The sequence below is a fragment of the Rhizobium atlanticum genome (assembly GCF_030182485.1).
Classification (GTDB): domain Bacteria; phylum Pseudomonadota; class Alphaproteobacteria; order Rhizobiales; family Rhizobiaceae; genus Rhizobium.
Genome location: NZ_JAQJCJ010000011.1, coordinates 211,571 through 227,911 on the forward strand (window position 1 = coordinate 211,571; position 16,341 = coordinate 227,911).

The 16,341-nt window shown below is 60.6% G+C and carries 15 protein-coding genes; 11 read left to right on the forward strand and 4 right to left on the reverse strand.

Annotated features, from left to right (window positions below; genetic code table 11):
- Positions 1-102 precede the first annotated feature (102 nt).
- Positions 103-999, forward strand: a complete 897-nt coding sequence (locus PH551_RS17875) for a DMT family transporter (protein ID WP_097599139.1) — start codon at positions 103-105, stop codon at positions 997-999.
- A 154-nt stretch (positions 1,000-1,153) separates the two neighbouring features.
- Here PH551_RS17875 and PH551_RS17880 read toward each other — a convergent pair whose 3' ends face one another.
- The gene (locus tag PH551_RS17880) at positions 1,154-1,588 is read right to left on the reverse strand and encodes a hypothetical protein (protein WP_285194014.1); all 435 of its coding nucleotides are present in this window, start codon (positions 1,586-1,588) and stop codon (positions 1,154-1,156) included.
- 718 nt (positions 1,589-2,306) lie between these two features.
- Here PH551_RS17880 and fdhA point away from each other — a divergent pair.
- Entirely contained in the window at positions 2,307-3,497 is a 1,191-nt protein-coding gene (gene fdhA / locus PH551_RS17885; RefSeq protein ID WP_097599176.1) for a formaldehyde dehydrogenase, glutathione-independent, read from the forward strand.
- Positions 3,498-3,576: 79 nt separating this feature from the next.
- On the opposite strand, the gene PH551_RS17890 is transcribed toward fdhA, so the two are convergent.
- Entirely contained in the window at positions 3,577-4,383 is an 807-nt protein-coding gene (locus PH551_RS17890; RefSeq protein ID WP_285194016.1) for an ABC transporter substrate-binding protein, read from the reverse strand.
- 119 nt (positions 4,384-4,502) lie between these two features.
- Here PH551_RS17890 and PH551_RS17895 point away from each other — a divergent pair, with 119 nt between their 5' ends.
- Together PH551_RS17895 and PH551_RS17900 are read left to right on the forward strand one after the other, a co-directional pair.
- Positions 4,503-6,872 (forward strand): putative bifunctional diguanylate cyclase/phosphodiesterase, encoded by a 2,370-nt coding sequence (locus PH551_RS17895; RefSeq protein WP_285194017.1) that lies wholly within the window; start codon positions 4,503-4,505, stop codon positions 6,870-6,872.
- Between the two features lie 75 nt (positions 6,873-6,947).
- Entirely contained in the window at positions 6,948-7,532 is a 585-nt protein-coding gene (locus PH551_RS17900) for a cysteine hydrolase family protein (protein WP_097599142.1), read from the forward strand.
- Positions 7,533-7,723: 191 nt separating this feature from the next.
- On the opposite strand, the gene PH551_RS17905 is transcribed toward PH551_RS17900, so the two are convergent.
- Together PH551_RS17905 and PH551_RS17910 are read right to left on the reverse strand one after the other, a co-directional pair.
- A complete protein-coding gene (locus PH551_RS17905) occupies positions 7,724-8,026 on the reverse strand; it encodes a hypothetical protein (RefSeq protein ID WP_184460002.1) in 303 nt (100 codons plus the stop codon).
- Between the two features lie 191 nt (positions 8,027-8,217).
- Positions 8,218-9,285: an ABC transporter ATP-binding protein gene (locus PH551_RS17910; RefSeq protein WP_285194019.1), complete on the reverse strand. Its 1,068-nt coding sequence runs from the start codon at positions 9,283-9,285 to the stop codon at positions 8,218-8,220.
- Positions 9,286-9,616: 331 nt separating this feature from the next.
- Between PH551_RS17910 and PH551_RS17915 the strand changes: the two genes are divergently transcribed.
- The 7 genes from PH551_RS17915 to PH551_RS17945 form a co-directional block, all read left to right on the forward strand.
- Positions 9,617-11,257, forward strand: coding sequence for an extracellular solute-binding protein (locus tag PH551_RS17915; RefSeq protein WP_285194020.1), 1,641 nt, complete (start codon positions 9,617-9,619; stop codon positions 11,255-11,257).
- A 73-nt stretch (positions 11,258-11,330) separates the two neighbouring features.
- A complete protein-coding gene (locus PH551_RS17920) occupies positions 11,331-12,449 on the forward strand; it encodes a carbohydrate ABC transporter permease (protein ID WP_285194022.1) in 1,119 nt (372 codons plus the stop codon).
- Positions 12,449-13,360, forward strand: coding sequence for a carbohydrate ABC transporter permease (locus tag PH551_RS17925; protein ID WP_285194025.1), 912 nt, complete (start codon positions 12,449-12,451; stop codon positions 13,358-13,360). The genes PH551_RS17920 and PH551_RS17925 overlap by 1 nt, the downstream gene beginning before the upstream one ends.
- 17 nt (positions 13,361-13,377) lie before the next feature.
- Positions 13,378-14,427, forward strand: a complete 1,050-nt coding sequence (locus tag PH551_RS17930; protein WP_285194027.1) for a LacI family DNA-binding transcriptional regulator — start codon at positions 13,378-13,380, stop codon at positions 14,425-14,427.
- A 106-nt stretch (positions 14,428-14,533) separates the two neighbouring features.
- Positions 14,534-14,995 carry an RbsD/FucU family protein gene (locus PH551_RS17935; RefSeq protein WP_085780676.1) on the forward strand — a complete coding sequence of 154 codons (462 nt, stop codon included), beginning with the start codon at positions 14,534-14,536 and terminating at the stop codon, positions 14,993-14,995.
- A complete protein-coding gene (locus PH551_RS17940) occupies positions 14,992-15,918 on the forward strand; it encodes a ribokinase (RefSeq protein WP_285194031.1) in 927 nt (308 codons plus the stop codon). The genes PH551_RS17935 and PH551_RS17940 overlap by 4 nt, the downstream gene beginning before the upstream one ends.
- Before the next feature lie 207 nt (positions 15,919-16,125).
- Positions 16,126-16,341 (forward strand): helix-turn-helix domain-containing protein (locus tag PH551_RS17945; RefSeq protein ID WP_285193670.1); only part of this gene is annotated, 216 nt, incomplete at its 3' end.

The window sequence follows — 16,341 nt, forward strand, 5'->3', positions numbered from 1 at the left end:
ATAGAAAAAATCGATGATAGTCATCTCTACTATTCGTTTGTCTAATGTCAAATCCTGGCGCAGGAATGGGCGGCGTTCGACTTCCTTCTTTGAGAATCTGTGGTGACCATCGACAATCCGACCACGCGCCTCGCAGGCAGCGAGCACGAGAAGGGTGTGCTTCTCATTGTTGCCGCGACGCTCGCCTGGAGTGCGAGCGGCGTCTATTCGCGGCTGCTCACGACCGACGTATGGACGGCGATCGCCTGGCGGTCGTTGTTCGGAGGCCTGTTTCTGCTGATCCCCTGCCTTTTCCTCGAAGGGGGCATCTCGCGGCGGCAATGGCACTCCGTTTTCCATCCGTCCGGACTTGCAATGATCGCATGCCAGACCTTCAGTCAGGGATGCTTCATCGGGGCGCTCTATATGACCACCGTCGCCAATGTGACGATGATTTACGCGACGACCCCCTTCATCGCGGCGCTGTTCGGCTGGCTCATCCTCAAGGAGAGAGTGGCTAGGCGAACGATGATTGCCGGCGCCGTCTCCCTCTTCGGCGTCGGCATCATCGTCGCCTCGTCGATCGGCGGCGGCACCGGTTGGGGCGATCTCTTAGCGCTCGGCATGACCGCCTCCTTCGCGCTCGTCATCATTATTCCGCGCATCGATCCCGGCGTGCCGAGCCTGCCGCCGACCGTGGTCAGCGCTTTCCTGACGCTTGTCATCTTCGCGCCCTTCGGCTCGGTCGGCTCGCTCGATCTGCACAATTGGATCGTGCTAGCCGCCTTCGGGGCGACGAATTTCTCGCTGGCGCTGGTACTCTTCCTCGCCGGGGCAAAGCGAATGCCGCCGGCCGAAGCCGCGCTGATCGGCACGATGGAAATCGTGCTGACGCCCTTCTGGGTCTGGCTGCTATTTTCCGAAGAGCCGCCCGTCGCCACCTATTTTGGCGGCGCCATCATCCTCGGCGCCGTGTTCTGGCATACGGCGGTCGATTTCAATCGGGGCCGCCGGCCATAGGGCGGCTGGCTGCCGCCTGTCCTCCGCTCCGCTGACGAATCTTGTCGTGTTCGCTCATGCGCCGATGAGCGACCATGCGATTGCCGTGACGGCCGTTTCAGCCGGCGGTGGGGCCACCCCCTTTGATAGTTCCAGGTGGCCGCCTCAGCCTCAACTAGCCAAAGAACGCACGAAGCTGAGCGAAAAACCCGCCTGGTTTATGAGCCGCCATCTTTCGTACGCGGCGAGCTAGTGTCGCAGCGCTGACGCGTTCCCCGAAATGGCAAAAGCAGACCAGGTCATGCAATTGCTCATCACTGAGTTCGAAGAACCGCCTGGCTTCGCCATAGCTGTCGTTTTCCATTCCTGCCGCCCGCAGAATGGGATCAGCGAACGCAACAGAGATCGGAGTGTCGTCGTCACGCAAGGCGAGCCGATCGGCAATCGGCTGATACTCTGTCTCGTGAAGCGTTCTGAGAAACGGCTTAGGGCTGCGTTCCAGAATGTCCGCCCACCGTTCTAGGCGTTCGCGCCTCGTCATTTCAAGGCGCTCATAGGTCGGGCTGACCTTAGCGATCGTTTTCAATTGCTCGAGTGCATGCTGTTCCATTTCGGCCTCCTATCCCCGGAAAAATAGATGGTCCGCTCCCAGAAACAGCCTCGCTCAGGTCACAGCCGAAGTCCAATCACGATTGAAAACGACATCTGCTGCTGGCCGAAAGATGTGATTACAAGTGCCACATGTTCAGCGGTGCGAAGCCCGACAGTTGCGATCACATCATCCGGAGCGATCCGGAAAACTGCCGCATTCGCGAGATCAATCTGTCGTTCCCCACGGAAAGTGATTGCGGCTTTGCCGCCTGTCGCCTGGAGGTGCGCCCATGTCGCTTTTTCGGGCGCTGTTTTCGACTAGGCATGGTTTTCTGGTCATGTTTACGGCGCTGCCTTGCAAGCTGGCGACATGAACATGCGAGGCTGGCCAGCGGCCGGCGCGCTGCCGCGCGGCGGTGGTAGAACTGAAGTCCTCAAGGCGGTCGCTGGCTTGATACCCAGAGATCGAGACGGATCGAAAGGAGGTTCTGGAGCCCGAACCAGCTCTGTGCGCAGCAGATCTCCGGATTGCGGCGGGCGATGACGAGCGGAACGACAGGCCAGACCTATCGTGCCACTCTCTCCTCGATCCAGCCTGTCCCCGCCTAGCTGCGAAATTCGAATATCGCCCGATGCGGCGATGTGAATACCGGACTGCAGAGGAGGCAGGCCGGAGGAAAGCTTGCCGTCGACTGCATCGGTTGCAGCTCGAGGCATTCAACACATGGGAGGAATCCATGAGCAAGAACAGAGGCGTCGTCTATCTCCGGCCGGGAAAGGTCGAAGTCCGCGATATCGACGATCCGAAGCTGGAAGCGCCGGACGGCCGCCGCATCGAACACGGCGTGATCCTGAAGGTGATCTCCACCAATATCTGCGGCTCCGACCAGCACATGGTCCGCGGCCGCACGACGGCAATGCCAGGCCTGATCCTCGGCCATGAAATCACCGGCGAAATCATCGAGAAAGGCGTCGATGTCGAGATGCTCGAGATCGGCGATATCGTCTCGGTGCCCTTCAATGTCGCCTGCGGCCGTTGCCGTTGCTGCAAATCTCAGGATACCGGCGTCTGCCTGACCGTAAACCCGGCTCGCGCCGGCGGCGCTTACGGCTATGTCGACATGGGCGGATGGATCGGCGGACAGGCACGCTACGTCACCATTCCCTATGCCGATTTCAACCTGCTGAAAATTCCGGACCGGGACAAGGCGATGGCGAAGATCCGCGATCTCACCATGCTTTCCGACATTCTGCCCACCGGCTTTCACGGTGCAGTGCGCGCAGGCGTCGGCGTCGGCTCGACCGTCTATGTCGCCGGTGCCGGTCCTGTCGGCTTAGCGGCTGCGGCTTCGGCTCGCATCCTCGGTGCTGCGGTCGTCATGATCGGCGATTTCAACAAGGACCGCCTCGCACATGCGGCGAAAGTCGGTTTTGAGCCCATCGACCTCTCCAAGAGCGACCGTCTCGGCGACATGATCGCTGAAGTCGTCGGCAGCAACGAAGTGGACAGCGCCATCGACGCGGTCGGCTTCGAGGCACGCGGCCATTCGGGCGGCGAACAGCCGGCAATCGTGCTGAACCAGATGATGGAGATCACCCGCGCCGCGGGCTCGATTGGCATTCCCGGCCTCTACGTGACCGAGGATCCAGGCGCCGTCGACAATGCCGCCAAGCACGGCAATCTCTCGCTTCGCTTCGGTCTTGGCTGGGCAAAGGCGCAGTCCTTCCACACCGGCCAGACTCCGGTGCTCAAATATAATCGCCAGCTCATGCAGGCGATCCTCCATGACCGGCTGCCGATCGCCGACATCGTCAACGCCAAGGTCATCCCGCTCGAAGATGCCGTCCAAGGTTATGAGAGCTTCGATCATGGGGCGGCGACGAAGTTTGTTCTCGACCCACATGGAGACGTCGCGAAAGCCGCATAAAGCGAAGGACCGAAGACCAAACCGACAGCGCCGCGCATCTTTTCGAAGCGCGGCGCTATTTAGTTTTGACTTGGCAAAACTACTGGATGCTGAACGGGAAATACTTAGCGTTGATCATGTCGTAGGTCCCGTCGGCCTTGATGGCCCTCAAGCCTTCGTTCAGGCGCGCAAGACGCTCCTTGTCATCCAGGCGCAACGCGATGCCGGCACCCTCGCCGAAATAGGTGACGTCGACCAGATCCGGCCCCTTGAACTCGCAGCAGGTTCCCGCCTTCGTGTTGGCGATCCAGTCATAAATGGCGAGTTTATCCTCAAGGATAATGTCGACCCGCCCGTCCGACAGGCCTTTGTATAATTCCGGCGAAGACCGGAAAACCGTCTTCTTCAGGTCAGGATAGAGGTGGTTAGCATAGGATTCCTGCGCTGTGGACGATGTCACTCCGAGTTTCTTGCCGCTGAGGGCGGCGGGGCTGACGTCGCTGATCGGCGAATCTTTCCGGGCGATGAACACCGACGGGCTAGTGTAATATTTCTCGGTAAAAGCGACTTTCTGGCGGCGCTCCAGGCTCATCGACATGGACGAGATGATCGCGTCGTATTTGCCGGCGACGAGATCGGGGATCATGTCGTCCCACTTTTCGATGATGAACTGACATTCGAACTTGCCGGCGTCGCAAAGCGCGTTGGCGATATCGATGTCGAAGCCTTGCAGCTGGTTATTTGCATCGAGATAGTTGAAGGGCGGAAATGCTCCTTCGACGGCAACTCTCAGAGGCGTGCGATCTTGCGCAGCCAGCTGCAGCGGCGAGGCGGCGGCGAGAAGGAGGCCCAATCCGCCCGCCATCAGCGCTCCGCGCAGTATAGTCTGAATGGATAGGCGCAACATCGTCGGAACTCCTTGTGTGGCGTAGTCTCCGCCATAGTGCGCCCCAGCCTTTAATTCTACGTGAACGCTTCTTTGTTAGCGTCCACGAATGCGCCCGTGGTGGGTTCAGGGGTTTAGGCTTGCACATCGTTGTCCCTTCCAGCTCCAATTCGTTTCAGCAATCCTGGATCGCTTCGGGGAGAATTCTATTCCTGATCGCTGTCAGCGGGCTCGGAGCGATCGGACTGGTCGTGCTTTCCGCACTCTGGGCGGGAACCGAGAGCGACGCGGCAGCCCTCGATCGACAACGTCAGCTTGTCAATGCGCGCCTCAGGGAACAGGTCGATCAAGTGGCGCATGTCATTGGTCAATTCGGCAATGGCTACCTCTCCGGCGTCTATCCGGCCTCCCGGGCAGCCGGAGTTTCCTCCAGCCTCGACACTGTTCTCACGGCGGCGGCCGGGAGTGCGATCAGCCACACTGCGATGTCGGCCTTCGGCTATGATCAGGCCTTCGTCGTCGATGACAAGGCGCAGCTGATCATGCTGACCGACGCCGAAACCGAAAAGCGCTATCGCTGGATGAAACCGCTCTTTCTGCCTCTCCTGAAAGACGCGCGCCTGACGGCGCACCACGGCACCGCTTCCAGCGAACGGATCCCATCGTCATTGGATAGCCGAGCGGCCAATACCGCTCGCTCGAACCATGCACTGGCCAATCTGATGCGGCTCGAAGGCCGGCCGACGATCGTGGGCGTCGTTGCCGTCAACGAAGCCGCCGAGCGGCAGCCGCAGCCGATGCGGCAATTCCTGATCGTCGTGCGGTTTCTCGACGGCGCGGCGCTCGACGAGTTGAGCCGGCAACAAGGCCTCAACGGCGCGCGCTTCGCGCGCACGGCCGACGCCGACGAAAATGAGGTTGCGTTTCAGATCGACGCAACGGCAAACGGCGAACCGATCGGCTTTATTGTATGGCGGCCTGATCTTCCTGGTTCGAGGGTGATCGGCCGCTTGATGCCGGCGCTTTCGATTGCCGCCCTGGTGATCGCGGTCCTGTTTTCGGTTCTGCTGGTCCGCCTGCGAAGCAGTCTCGGCGAACTGAAGAAAAGCGAGCTGCACGCCAGGCAGCTCGCCCTGCATGACGTGCTGACCGGCCTTCCCAACCGCGCCCTATTCGCGATGCGCTTAGAGGAGTGTTTGGCCGACACGCGCAATTCCGCCGAGCGGTCGGCAGTGGCGCTCCTTGACCTCGACCGCTTCAAGGCGGTGAACGACACGTTCGGGCATGCTGCCGGCGACGAGCTCATCAGGCTGGCTGCGGAGAGGGTTCACGCGTTGCTTCGTCCGGGGGACACGCTTGCCCGCCTCGGCGGGGACGAGTTTGCCCTGCTTCTCCGGAATATCAGAGATGAAAAAATCTTGCCCTCCATCTGCGAAGCGATCGTTGCCGAACTTGGCAGACCCTTCCCGCTTTTGAGGGGCGAAGCGATCGCCCGGGTCGGCGGCTCGATTGGTGTGACCGTGGTGCCGGATGCCGGACGCAATGCCGACGATCTCATGCGTTATGCCGACGTCGCGCTTTACGAGGCCAAGATGGGCGGAAGAGGCCAGTGGCGCGTCTATTCGCCGTCCATGGACGGAGGCAGGAATGCACGCGACGTCCTCAAGAACGAATTGCGGGATGTTCTGGCAAAGAGCACGGCCTTCTCGGCCGTCGCTCCACAACCCGGTCCGATCGGCAACAGACCGGACTTCGGATCGCTTGAGGTCTACTATCAGACAGTGCATCGCGCCGAGGGCGGATACTCGGCGTCAGGCGCGGAGGCTCTCGTGCGCTGGCGCCACAGCCAGCGCGGACTGTTGACGCCTGCCAGCTTCATCCCGGCGGCCGAGGAAGGCGGCCTCATCGACGCTCTCGGTTTCTGGGTGCTGCGCGAAGCCTGCAGGGCTGCCAGCAGCTGGCCGAAAGACACCTTTGTGGCCGTGAATGTGTCTCCCTCCCAGCTGAGAAGGCCCAACTTCGCCGAGGAGGTCTTCGCCGTGCTCGAAGAGACCGGCTTGCCGCCGTCGCGCCTGGAGCTCGAACTCACCGAGTCCTCGCTGATCGAGGATAGCTCGGATGTCTATTCGGTACTAAAATCGCTGCGTGGCCGTGGAGTTCAGATTTCGCTGGATGATTTTGGAACCGGCTTTTCGTGCCTCAGCCACCTGGTCCGCTTCGACATAGACCGCATCAAGATCGATCGTTCCTTCGTCTCTCAGCTGGGCGCAAAAGCCAACGGCGCTGCCATCATCGGCGCCATCGTCACTCTCAGCCGCAACCTCGGCATTTCGACGACGGCCGAAGGGGTCGAAACCGAATATCAAAGGGACTTTCTGGCCGCCCTCGGCTGCACCGACCTCCAGGGCTACTTCTTCTCCAAACCGGTTCCGCTTCGCGAACTCGACTGCTTCGGCAAATCCGAAAGCAGCCCCGCATCACGGACGATCGCTCCGGGAGCCATTGCCTAGCGCCCTTTGATCTTTCGGCATCAGGAACTTTCGCCCCGGGCAGCGGTTGACGCCCCAAGACGAATGGAGGATGTGATGGGCGAGATCGGCGAGTGGCGGCACCTTTGCGTCGACATGCAGCGGATGTTTGCCGAAGACACGCCGTGGCACGTTCCATGGATGGCCCGGATCTCCCCTCAGGTCGAGGAGCTCGCCGGCCGCTATCCGTCCCGAACGATCTTCACCCGTTTCATGCCGCCTCAGCATGCGGATGCGATGCCGGGAAAATGGCGCGATTATTACCGGAAATGGTGGATGATGACAGGTGAGCATCTTCCGCATGGCCTCGTCGAGCTGACTTCGTCGCTCGCCTCGCATGTTCCGCCGGCAAGATGTTTCGACAAACGCACCTATTCCCCCTGGATCGACGGTCGCCTTCACACGATTCTTCAATCGGAACGGGTCAACACCCTTGTGATTACCGGTGGGGAAACGGACGTCTGCGTGCTTGCCGCGACGCTCGGCGCCATCGATCTCGGCTATCGCGTCATCCTACTGAAGGATGCCGTCTGCAGCAGCGCCGACGATACTTATGACGCTTCGCTGGAACTTCTCCACGACCGCTTTTCCGTGCAGCTCGAACTCATGGAGACCGAGGAGTTCTTGAGCGGCCTTGGCTGAGAAGCTGAGGCTGCCGCGCCGCCGCGCTGCGACGAAAGCCGGCTTCGGGAATACGGTGTATTCAGCGAGATCGCCTGCGTGAAATTCGATCGCCGCGGCGTCGAACGCGACGGGCGCATCCGAATTCTGCCGCCGACCCTTGGTGGATGGTGAAGGCGTGCAGGCGACCCGCTTGCCGGGGTGATCGCGGCCTAGTCGGCTCGCCTTTCGTCTTCGGCTTCTTCCAGAGCTGCGCTCAAAAGTTGGAGTGCGAATTCCTCTGCAGCTTTTTCGTCATCCGTGCATAACTTCAATGGGGCACACCTCGCCTTCAGATTATGGATAAGTCTCCGGCGAAGCTTGGAAACCAGGCGCGACTCCGTCTTGGCGAGAAGCTCCTGCAGGCAGGTGACGGCAATCACTTCAAACATCAGAAGCCTGCCTTCGACTTCACCCTGCGAAGGAATGGGAAACCGCTCGCCGCCCCGCTTCAAATCTCGGTCTGTCGAAAGCATTGATCGCCTCCAAGCCCATAGAGTTCCGTTGCTCTCCGGCATGCCCTCCGCGACTGCTGCTGTCAGCGAACAAGCAGCCCACAGGGTGAAAATCGGTCACGCATTGACGAGGTCAAGGAATCGACTGCCATGGCGGCCAGCCTTTTCGTATTTAGCCCCGAGGAATGCTGCATTGATCGGGAGACGGCTCCTCAAACCCGTCGCAGCGTCTTACCGGATTCCGCATCGAACAGATGAAGCTTGCCCGGCCGGGCAGCGATCGTTACGGCCTGCCCCGGCTCGAAATCGTGACGTTCGGACAGCACGGCGACAAGCTCGCCGGATCCGTAGCGCAGAAATACCATCGTCTCGTGGCCGGTGGGCTCGGTGACGTTGACGGTCGTCTTCAGGCCGCTCGGAGCGAGCGACAGGTGTTCGGGCCGCACGCCCAGACGCACGGCCTGGCCATCGGACGCCTCCGGGGTAAAACCGAGCGCGATCTCATCGCCTGTCTCCGTGACGAAGACGGCTCCATCGGCCTTGTAATGACCTTTCAGCAGGTTCATCGACGGCGAGCCGATGAAGGTGGCCACGAAGGTATTGCGCGGACGGTCGTAGAGTTCCAGCGGCGTTCCCGTCTGTTCGATCTTGCCGCCCTGCATGACCACGATCTTGTCCGCCATGGTCATCGCTTCGACTTGGTCATGGGTGACGTAGATCGTCGTGGTTCTCAGTCTTTGGTGGAGTTCCTTGATCTCCTTGCGCATCTGCACGCGCAGCTTGGCGTCGAGATTCGACAGTGGCTCGTCGAAGAGGAAGACCTGCGGCGATCGGACAATGGCTCGTCCCATCGCCACGCGCTGCCGCTGGCCGCCCGAAAGCTGGCGCGGATAGCGGTCGAGATAGGGCACGAGGTCGAGTGTTTCGGCCGCCGCCTGCAGGCGCTGCTTGATGAGATCGGCCGGCTGCTTCTGGAGGCGCAGCGCGAAGACCATGTTCTCGGCAACGGTCTTGTGCGGATAGAGGGCATAGCTCTGGAAGACCATCGCAATATCGCGGTCCTTTGGCGGCAGATTGTTGACGATCTTTCCGCCGATCGAGATGGTGCCGCCGGTAATGCTCTCGAGCCCTGCGACCATGCGCAGCAAGGTCGACTTGCCGCAGCCGGATGGGCCGACGAGCACCACGAACTCGCCGTCGCGAATGTCTATATTGACCCCATGCAGGATGTTTAAGGCGCCGTATGCCTTCCGCGCCTCTGAAATATTGACCTCAGCCATATGCCTCCCACTCGCTTTCCGGTCACCCCAGGCACACATTCCAGGGGATGAATCTCTCGACAGTATCCAGCGTATGAGGCACAACGAAAACGCGCTCTGCCACGACCCGAAATACCTTCAAAACCTCCTCCATGAAACGTTTCATTTTTTATTGACTTTTTCCGCTTCCCGTCTAATGCTCAATGATGAGACCGAGAGGAGCGGTTTCAAACAAGAATTATGAAACGTTTCATTTTCTTGTTTACCAGATAGTTCTGCACGAGACCAGTCCCAAATTCGGGCCATCCGGAACATGGCTGGCGGCAGCGCACCAAACGTGGAGGAGAAAGACATGAAAGTCGAAATTTACGATGCACTGATGCGCCGTCAGGCAAGCCGCCGCGACGTTTTACGCGGAACGGCAAGTGCGGCGGCTCTGCTCGGGCTGTCCGGCGCGATGGGCGGAATTGCCGGTACCGCATTCGCCGCCGATGACCTACGCGCGCAGATCCTGCAGATCCCGGGCGTCGGCAAGGGTTCGCCGACGGACGCGGACTGGCAGAAGGTCGGCGAGCTCTGCCTCGGCCCGACCAAGGCCAATGTCAAGCAGGGCGAATTCGCCGGCGTCGAGCTGACCTTCATGGGGCTCAACAACCAGAATCTGCACAACTTCCTGTTCCGCGGCTTCCTGAAGCCTTGGGAAGCCTATACCGGCGCCAAGATCAACTGGATCGACCTTGCTCAGGCCGATTACAACGCCCGCCTTCAGCAGTCGATCGCAACCGGCACTGTCGATTTCGACATCCTTGAAATGGGTGCGCCTTTCGAAGGCGATACCGCCGGACGCGGGCTTCTCGACGAGATGCCTGATTGGGCTGCAAAGCAGGTCGAAGCCGACGACCTGGTGAGCTACCTGAAGCCGCCGGTCGGCACCTGGGACGGCAAGACCTATCGCGTCACGATCGATGGCGACTGCCACACCTTCGCCTATCGCAAGGACTACTTCGGCGAAGGCTCGATCAGCGGCATGGCCGAGCCGCCGAAGACCTGGCAGGACGTCAACGCAGCGTCCAAGGCGCTGATCGGCAAGACCGATCCCTTGACCAGCCAGCCGGCCTACGGCTATCTCGACCCGCTCAAGGGCTGGGGCGGCTTCGGCTTCTATTTCATCGAGAACCGGGCGACGGCCTATGCCAAATATCCGGGCGATCCGGCTTGGCTGTTCGATCCCGAAAATATGAAGCCGCTGGTCAACAACCCCGCCTGGGTCCAGGCGATCCAGGATGTGCTGGATCTGATCGCGGCCAAGGCCTATCCTGCCGACCAGATCAATGCGGACCCCGGCACCACAGCCTTCTCGCAGTTCCTGGCAGGCACCGGCGCCATGCTGATGTGGTGGGGCGACGTCGGCTCCAGCGCGCGCACCTCGGATACGTCGGTCGTCGGCGACGTGGTGGGCTTCGGCATCAACCGCGGCTCCAACCGCGTCTACAACCGCAAGTCCGGCCAATGGGAAGACAAGTATAACGAAGCGCCCAACATGGCCTACCTCGGCTGGGGCATCTACGTCACCAAGCGAGTCTCCAGTGACGAGAAAAAACGCAAGGCGGCCTGGTCTGCTGCCGCCCATCTCGGCGGCAAGGATCTGTCCCTTTGGACGTCGGCCTATCCGTCCGGCTTCCAGCCCTATCGTCAGTCCCACTTCAACTACGACGAATGGGAAAAGGCAGGTTACGATCGCGCCTACATCGAGGATTATCTGGGTTCGAACGCCGACAGCTACAACCATCCGAACGCTGCGATCGAACCGCGCATCCCCGGCATCTTCCAATACTACTCCGTTGCGGAGGACGAATTGGCGAAGGGCTTTGCCGGACAATACAAGTCGGCACAGGAAACCGCGGATGCAATTGCCGCCGCCTGGGAAAAGATCACCGACCAGATCGGCCGTGATAGCCAGCTGAAACTCTATCGGGCGAGCCTCGGGCTCTGATCGATTGGCATAAACGCGCTGGCGGACTGAAAAGGCTCCGCCGGCGCCCATCCTGTCCGGGCGAGGAATATCAATGTCGACAGTCGAAGGCGACCTGCTCCACACGGTCGAAGCCGGCTCCATTTCCGCGAGCCGCCGTTTCTGGGGCCGCGCGGTTCTGGGGCTGAGCGCCACATGGTTCATCGCATCCTTTGTATTGCAGGCTGTCCACGAACTTGGCTGGACCGATTGGGGCTTTGCCAACTGGCGGCCGGTTCTCTACGCCTATTTCATCTGGGCCGCGGTTCTCTGCGTCACCCGCGTCGTCATATATGGCGAGGCCGGCAAGAAGGCGCTCTTTGTTCTGCCGGCCGCACTTTTCGTCGTATCGATGGTAGTCTTCCCGCTGCTCTTTGCGCTCTGGATCGGCTTCTCCGACTGGAATCTCGCCTCTTCGGCCGGGCGGCGCTTCAACGGGCTTGATAATGTGCGCCGCATGATCGCCGATCCGTTCTATGCCAATGCCTTGCTCAACATGATCCTTTATTGCCTTGCGATTGCTGTTGAATATGCGATCGCCTTCGGCCTGGCGCTGCTCCTCAACCAGGAAATCATTGCCCGGAAGTTCTGGCGGGTTACTTTCCTCGTGCCCTTGATGTTGTCGCCGGTCGCGGTGAGCTGGATGGTGGGCAAGTCGATGCTGGAAACCCGTTTCGGCCCGATCGCGCGCATGGCCCGCTGGCTCGGCTGGGAAAACCCCTCCTTTTTCGGCGATCCGCTGACGGCGCGGCTTTCGATCATGATCATGGACGCCTGGACCTTCATTCCCTTCATGATGATCATGCTGCTCGCCGGATTGCAGGCCTTGTCGAGGGAGGTGCTGGAGGCAGCCGAAGTCGACGGCGCCACCAAATGGCAGCGCTTCTGGCAGGTGATTTTCCCGCTGATGCTGCCGGTGTCGGTCACGGCAGTGATGATCCGCATCATCTTCAAGCTCAAGCTCGCCGATATCATCATCACGGTGACATCGGGAGGGCCCGGCGGAGCGACGGATTCCGTCACCAGTTTCATCTACCGCGAATACCGAGACCGTTCGAATGTCGGATACGGAACCCTGCTCGCGCTCGTCTATCTGGTGATCATCGTCCTCGGCATGACGGGGCTGATGAAGATCTCCGACCGCATCGTCAAGCGGATGACAGGAAGGCTTTGATGGTTCGCATCGATTTCGAAAAATATGGACGGGGCCAACGCATTCGCTGGTGGGCCATGCGTTTGGCCATTTACGGCCTGCTCGTCATTTGGGCCTGTGTCTGCGTCTTCCCGCTGTTTTGGACGGTTTCAACCTCGTTCAAGACAGCCGCAGATGTCATGCGGGGCAATCTGATCCCCTGGTTCAATTTCGCGCCCAACTGGCTCGGCTGGCGCTCGCTCGGCCTCTCTCCCGATACGATTCCCCAGATCTCGACCGTGCGTGACGAGTTCATGCGCAGGCTCTGGAACAGCGTCATCATCTCCGTCACGGCATCCGCACTTGCGGTCGTGCTCGGGTCGCTCGCCGCCTACGGCCTCAGCCGCTTCTCCTACAAATTCGGCCATATGCGCAATTCCGACATTTCCTTCTTCTTCCTGTCACAGCTGATTATGCCGCCTGTCGTCCTCGCCCTGCCATTCCTGGTTCTCTACAAGGAACTGGCGCTGCTCGACACCTATGCCGGCATGATCGCCGTTTATACGCTGATGGTTCTGCCGATCGTCGTCTGGATCATGCGCGACCAGTTCGCCACCATACCGGTCGAGCTCGAGGAAGCCGCGCTGGTCGACGGCCTGTCGGTCTGGGGAGCGTTTGCCCGCATCATCGTGCCGCTCGTTCTGCCGGGCATGGTTGCCGCCTTCCTTTTGGCGCTGATCCTGTGCTGGAATGAATATTTCTTCGCCGCATTGCTGACTTCCACCAATACGAACACGCTGCCGGTGATGATTGCCAGCCAGACAGGCAGCCAGGGCATCAACTGGTGGTCGATGGCCGCCCTTTCCACCGCCGGTATCCTTCCGCTGGTCATCGTCGGCGTCGTGTTGGAAAAGCACATTATCGCCGGGATGACCGCAGGAGCGGTAAAATAGCCGCGGGACGTTTGAACATGGCAAAGATGCCCACAGTCAAGGATGTCGCCGAATATGCGGGCGTCTCCGTGGGCACAGTTTCGCGTGTTCTGTCGGGCGAAGCCGCGGTCAAACCCATGCTCCGTGAAAGGGTCAACGACGCCATTTCGGCGCTCGGTTACCGGCCGAACGTGACTGCACGAGCCTTGCGCACCAGCAGAACCGACGTGATCGGCCTCGTCGTTCCCGACATCACCAACCCTTTTTTTGCGCAGCTTGCGGCAAGCGTCGAGCGCGCGGCGCTCGAATGCGGTCACAGCCTGATGCTGGCAAGCTCGCATAACGACAGCGAGGCGGAGCAGAGCCATGTTTCGGCTTTTCTCGACCGATCGGTGCGCGGCATCATCGTGGTGGCTTCGAGCGACGGTTCAGGTCTCGATCTGCCAGCCTCGGTGCCGGTCATATCGCTGGACCGGCGCTTCGGCACCTTTCCCCTGGTGTCGACCAACCATGCGCAGGCGGCCACGCTGATTGCCGATCATCTCTATGGGCTAGGGCACCGGCGCATCGCCTATATTACCGGGCCGACCGACACTGAAGCAGGGCGCATGCGCAAAGAGGCCTTTGTCAGCCGCATGGAGGGCTTCGGCAAAACCGGCGAGCCTGCCGAACTGGAAATTGCCCATGGCAGGTTCGACTACGAATCCGGTGAAAGAATCGCCCGCGAGCTGCTTTCACGCCCGCCGCAGAACCGGCCAACGGCGATTGCGGCCGCCAGCGACCAGCAGGCGATCGGCGCTTTACGCGCTGCCCGCGACCTCAAGATCGACGTGCCGCGAAAACTTTCCGTCACAGGGTTCGACGACATCTCGCTTGCCAATCTGGTGGTGCCGCGGCTGACAACCATTCGCCAGCCGGCCGACATGTTGGCGCGGCGCGCGGTCAGCCTTCTCCTCGAAGAACCGCCGGGCAAGGGCGACGAAATGGTGGACGGATCGCTGATCGTGCGCGGTTCGAGCGGCCCGTGCCCGCAACCTGGCGCAGCGGCCCGAAAATCGGAATCGGTTGTCGGAAAGCCCGATGCGTAGATCCTAAGCGTCCGGAACAGCGCGCAGGGCACTCCAAGGCGGATATCGCCGGACACAGAAATTGAAGCACGGCCGGGGCTCCGGCCAGAGAAAGGATGGAAGATCAATGCTCAAGGGAATTCGGGCCGAACTCAACGGCGACATTCTTCAAGCGCTTTGCAACATGGGACATGGCGATTATCTCGTCATCTCCGACATGAATTTTCCATCGGATTCGATCGCCCGTCAGACGCGCCTGGGTAGACTGCTGACCATGGAAAATATTCCCGCACCGCAGGCGATCGACGCGGTCCTTTCGGTCTTGCCTTTGGACACGCCGATCCAGCCTTCGGTCGGCCGCATGGAAGTGATCGGCAAACCGGATGAAATTCCGCCGATTCAACAGGAAGTACAGGCGATCGTCGACCGCGCCGAAGGCAAGCCGTCGCCGATGTATCCCATCGAACGCATGGCGTTCTACGAAATCGCCAAAAAGGCCTATTGCGTAATCGCAACCGGGGAATTGCGGTTCTATGGATGCTTCCTTTTGACCAAGGGCGTCATTCCAGCGGAAGAGGCGGTGCGATGAACGAGAAAAGCGGGATCGTCATCCTGGGAATTTTTGCTGCCGACACAGCATATAAGGCAAAACGCCTGCCCCATATCGCCGAGACGCTGATGGGGTCTGGTTTCACCCTCGGGCCGGGAGGCAAGGGTTCCAACCAGGCGATCGCCGCGGCAAAGGCCGGCGGCAAGGTGACCTTCATTTCCCGGGTTGGCAACGATGCGTTCGGCGCGATGGCGCTGGCGGCCTATGCCGAAGCGGGTGTGACAGCCAATGTGATGAAGATGGAAGGGGTTTCAACGGGCGCTGCCTTCATCTTCGTCGACGAGATAAGCGGCGACAACGCCATCATCGTGGTGCCGGGCGCCGCGGGGCTGATCGGCATCGAAGATGTCGAGGTGAACCGGGCGGCGATCGAAAACGCCGCTATTTTCATGACACAACTCGAACAACCGCTGGAAGCGGCCTTGCACGGCCTGTCAATCGCCAAGGGGGCAGGGGCCACAACGATCTTCAACCCGGCGCCGGCCAGCGCCATCCCGGACAGCATCTATGGCCTGTGCGATTTCATCGTTCCGAACGAAGTTGAAGCAGCGGAATTGGTGGGCCATGCGATCGAAACCGATGAGCAGGCACGTGCAGCGGCACGCACCCTGGTCGATCGGGGTGCGAAAGCAGCGGTCATCACGCTCGGCGCCCGCGGCGCGTTCTATCACACCGCCGGGCAGAGCGAATTCGTGCCCGCCTTTTCGGCGGGAAATGTCATCGACACAACCGGGGCCGGCGACGCCTTCCTTGGCGGGTTCGCGACGGCGATTTCGGAAGGCCAGGCGCCAATCCAGGCCGTCCGTTTCGGCTGCGCGACCGCCGCAATTGCGGTAACACGGCCGGGCACGGCTCCCGCCATGCCTTCTCGCGCCGAGATCACCGCCTTGCTCGGCTCCTGATGCTTGGACGTCGCAGGGAGATGGCGAGGCGCGTCAGCCCCACCATCTCCCAAAACCATCAGGCAAGGCTTTGGCGCGGCTGGCGAAATCTTTTGTTCCATAATGCTGATTATGCAATCTATTATTGTAGCCGCAAAGTTAAAGTGTCCTGTTTCTGCAAAGTTGGAATGTCACTCTGCCCGCGTTTGATGACGTGGGAGATTGCGAATGGGACTGATTGCGATGAGCGAGCGAGACCTGCAGCGGATCGAGGTTTTGTCGAGGGTTGTCGACGGACGCATGACGTTGGCGTCGGCGGTGCATGTGCTTGACCTGAGCGAGCGCCAGGTGCGGCGGCTGTTGGATCGCATCAGAACGACCGGTGCGGCGTCGATCCGTCACAAAGCCATCGGCCGGCCGTCGAACAACCGGATCAGCGATAGT

Coding starts and splice junctions, on each gene's coding strand:
- PH551_RS17880 (WP_285194014.1), bottom strand. CDS start 1,588: ATGGAACAGCATGCACTCGAGCAATTGAAAACGATCGCTAAGGTCAGC.
- fdhA (WP_097599176.1), top strand. CDS start 2,307: ATGAGCAAGAACAGAGGCGTCGTCTATCTCCGGCCGGGAAAGGTCGAA.
- PH551_RS17890 (WP_285194016.1), bottom strand. CDS start 4,383: ATGTTGCGCCTATCCATTCAGACTATACTGCGCGGAGCGCTGATGGCG.
- PH551_RS17900 (WP_097599142.1), top strand. CDS start 6,948: ATGGGCGAGATCGGCGAGTGGCGGCACCTTTGCGTCGACATGCAGCGG.
- PH551_RS17905 (WP_184460002.1), bottom strand. CDS start 8,026: ATGCTTTCGACAGACCGAGATTTGAAGCGGGGCGGCGAGCGGTTTCCC.
- PH551_RS17910 (WP_285194019.1), bottom strand. CDS start 9,285: ATGGCTGAGGTCAATATTTCAGAGGCGCGGAAGGCATACGGCGCCTTA.
- PH551_RS17915 (WP_285194020.1), top strand. CDS start 9,617: ATGAAAGTCGAAATTTACGATGCACTGATGCGCCGTCAGGCAAGCCGC.
- PH551_RS17920 (WP_285194022.1), top strand. CDS start 11,331: ATGTCGACAGTCGAAGGCGACCTGCTCCACACGGTCGAAGCCGGCTCC.
- PH551_RS17925 (WP_285194025.1), top strand. CDS start 12,449: ATGGTTCGCATCGATTTCGAAAAATATGGACGGGGCCAACGCATTCGC.
- PH551_RS17930 (WP_285194027.1), top strand. CDS start 13,378: ATGGCAAAGATGCCCACAGTCAAGGATGTCGCCGAATATGCGGGCGTC.
- PH551_RS17935 (WP_085780676.1), top strand. CDS start 14,534: ATGCTCAAGGGAATTCGGGCCGAACTCAACGGCGACATTCTTCAAGCG.
- PH551_RS17940 (WP_285194031.1), top strand. CDS start 14,992: ATGAACGAGAAAAGCGGGATCGTCATCCTGGGAATTTTTGCTGCCGAC.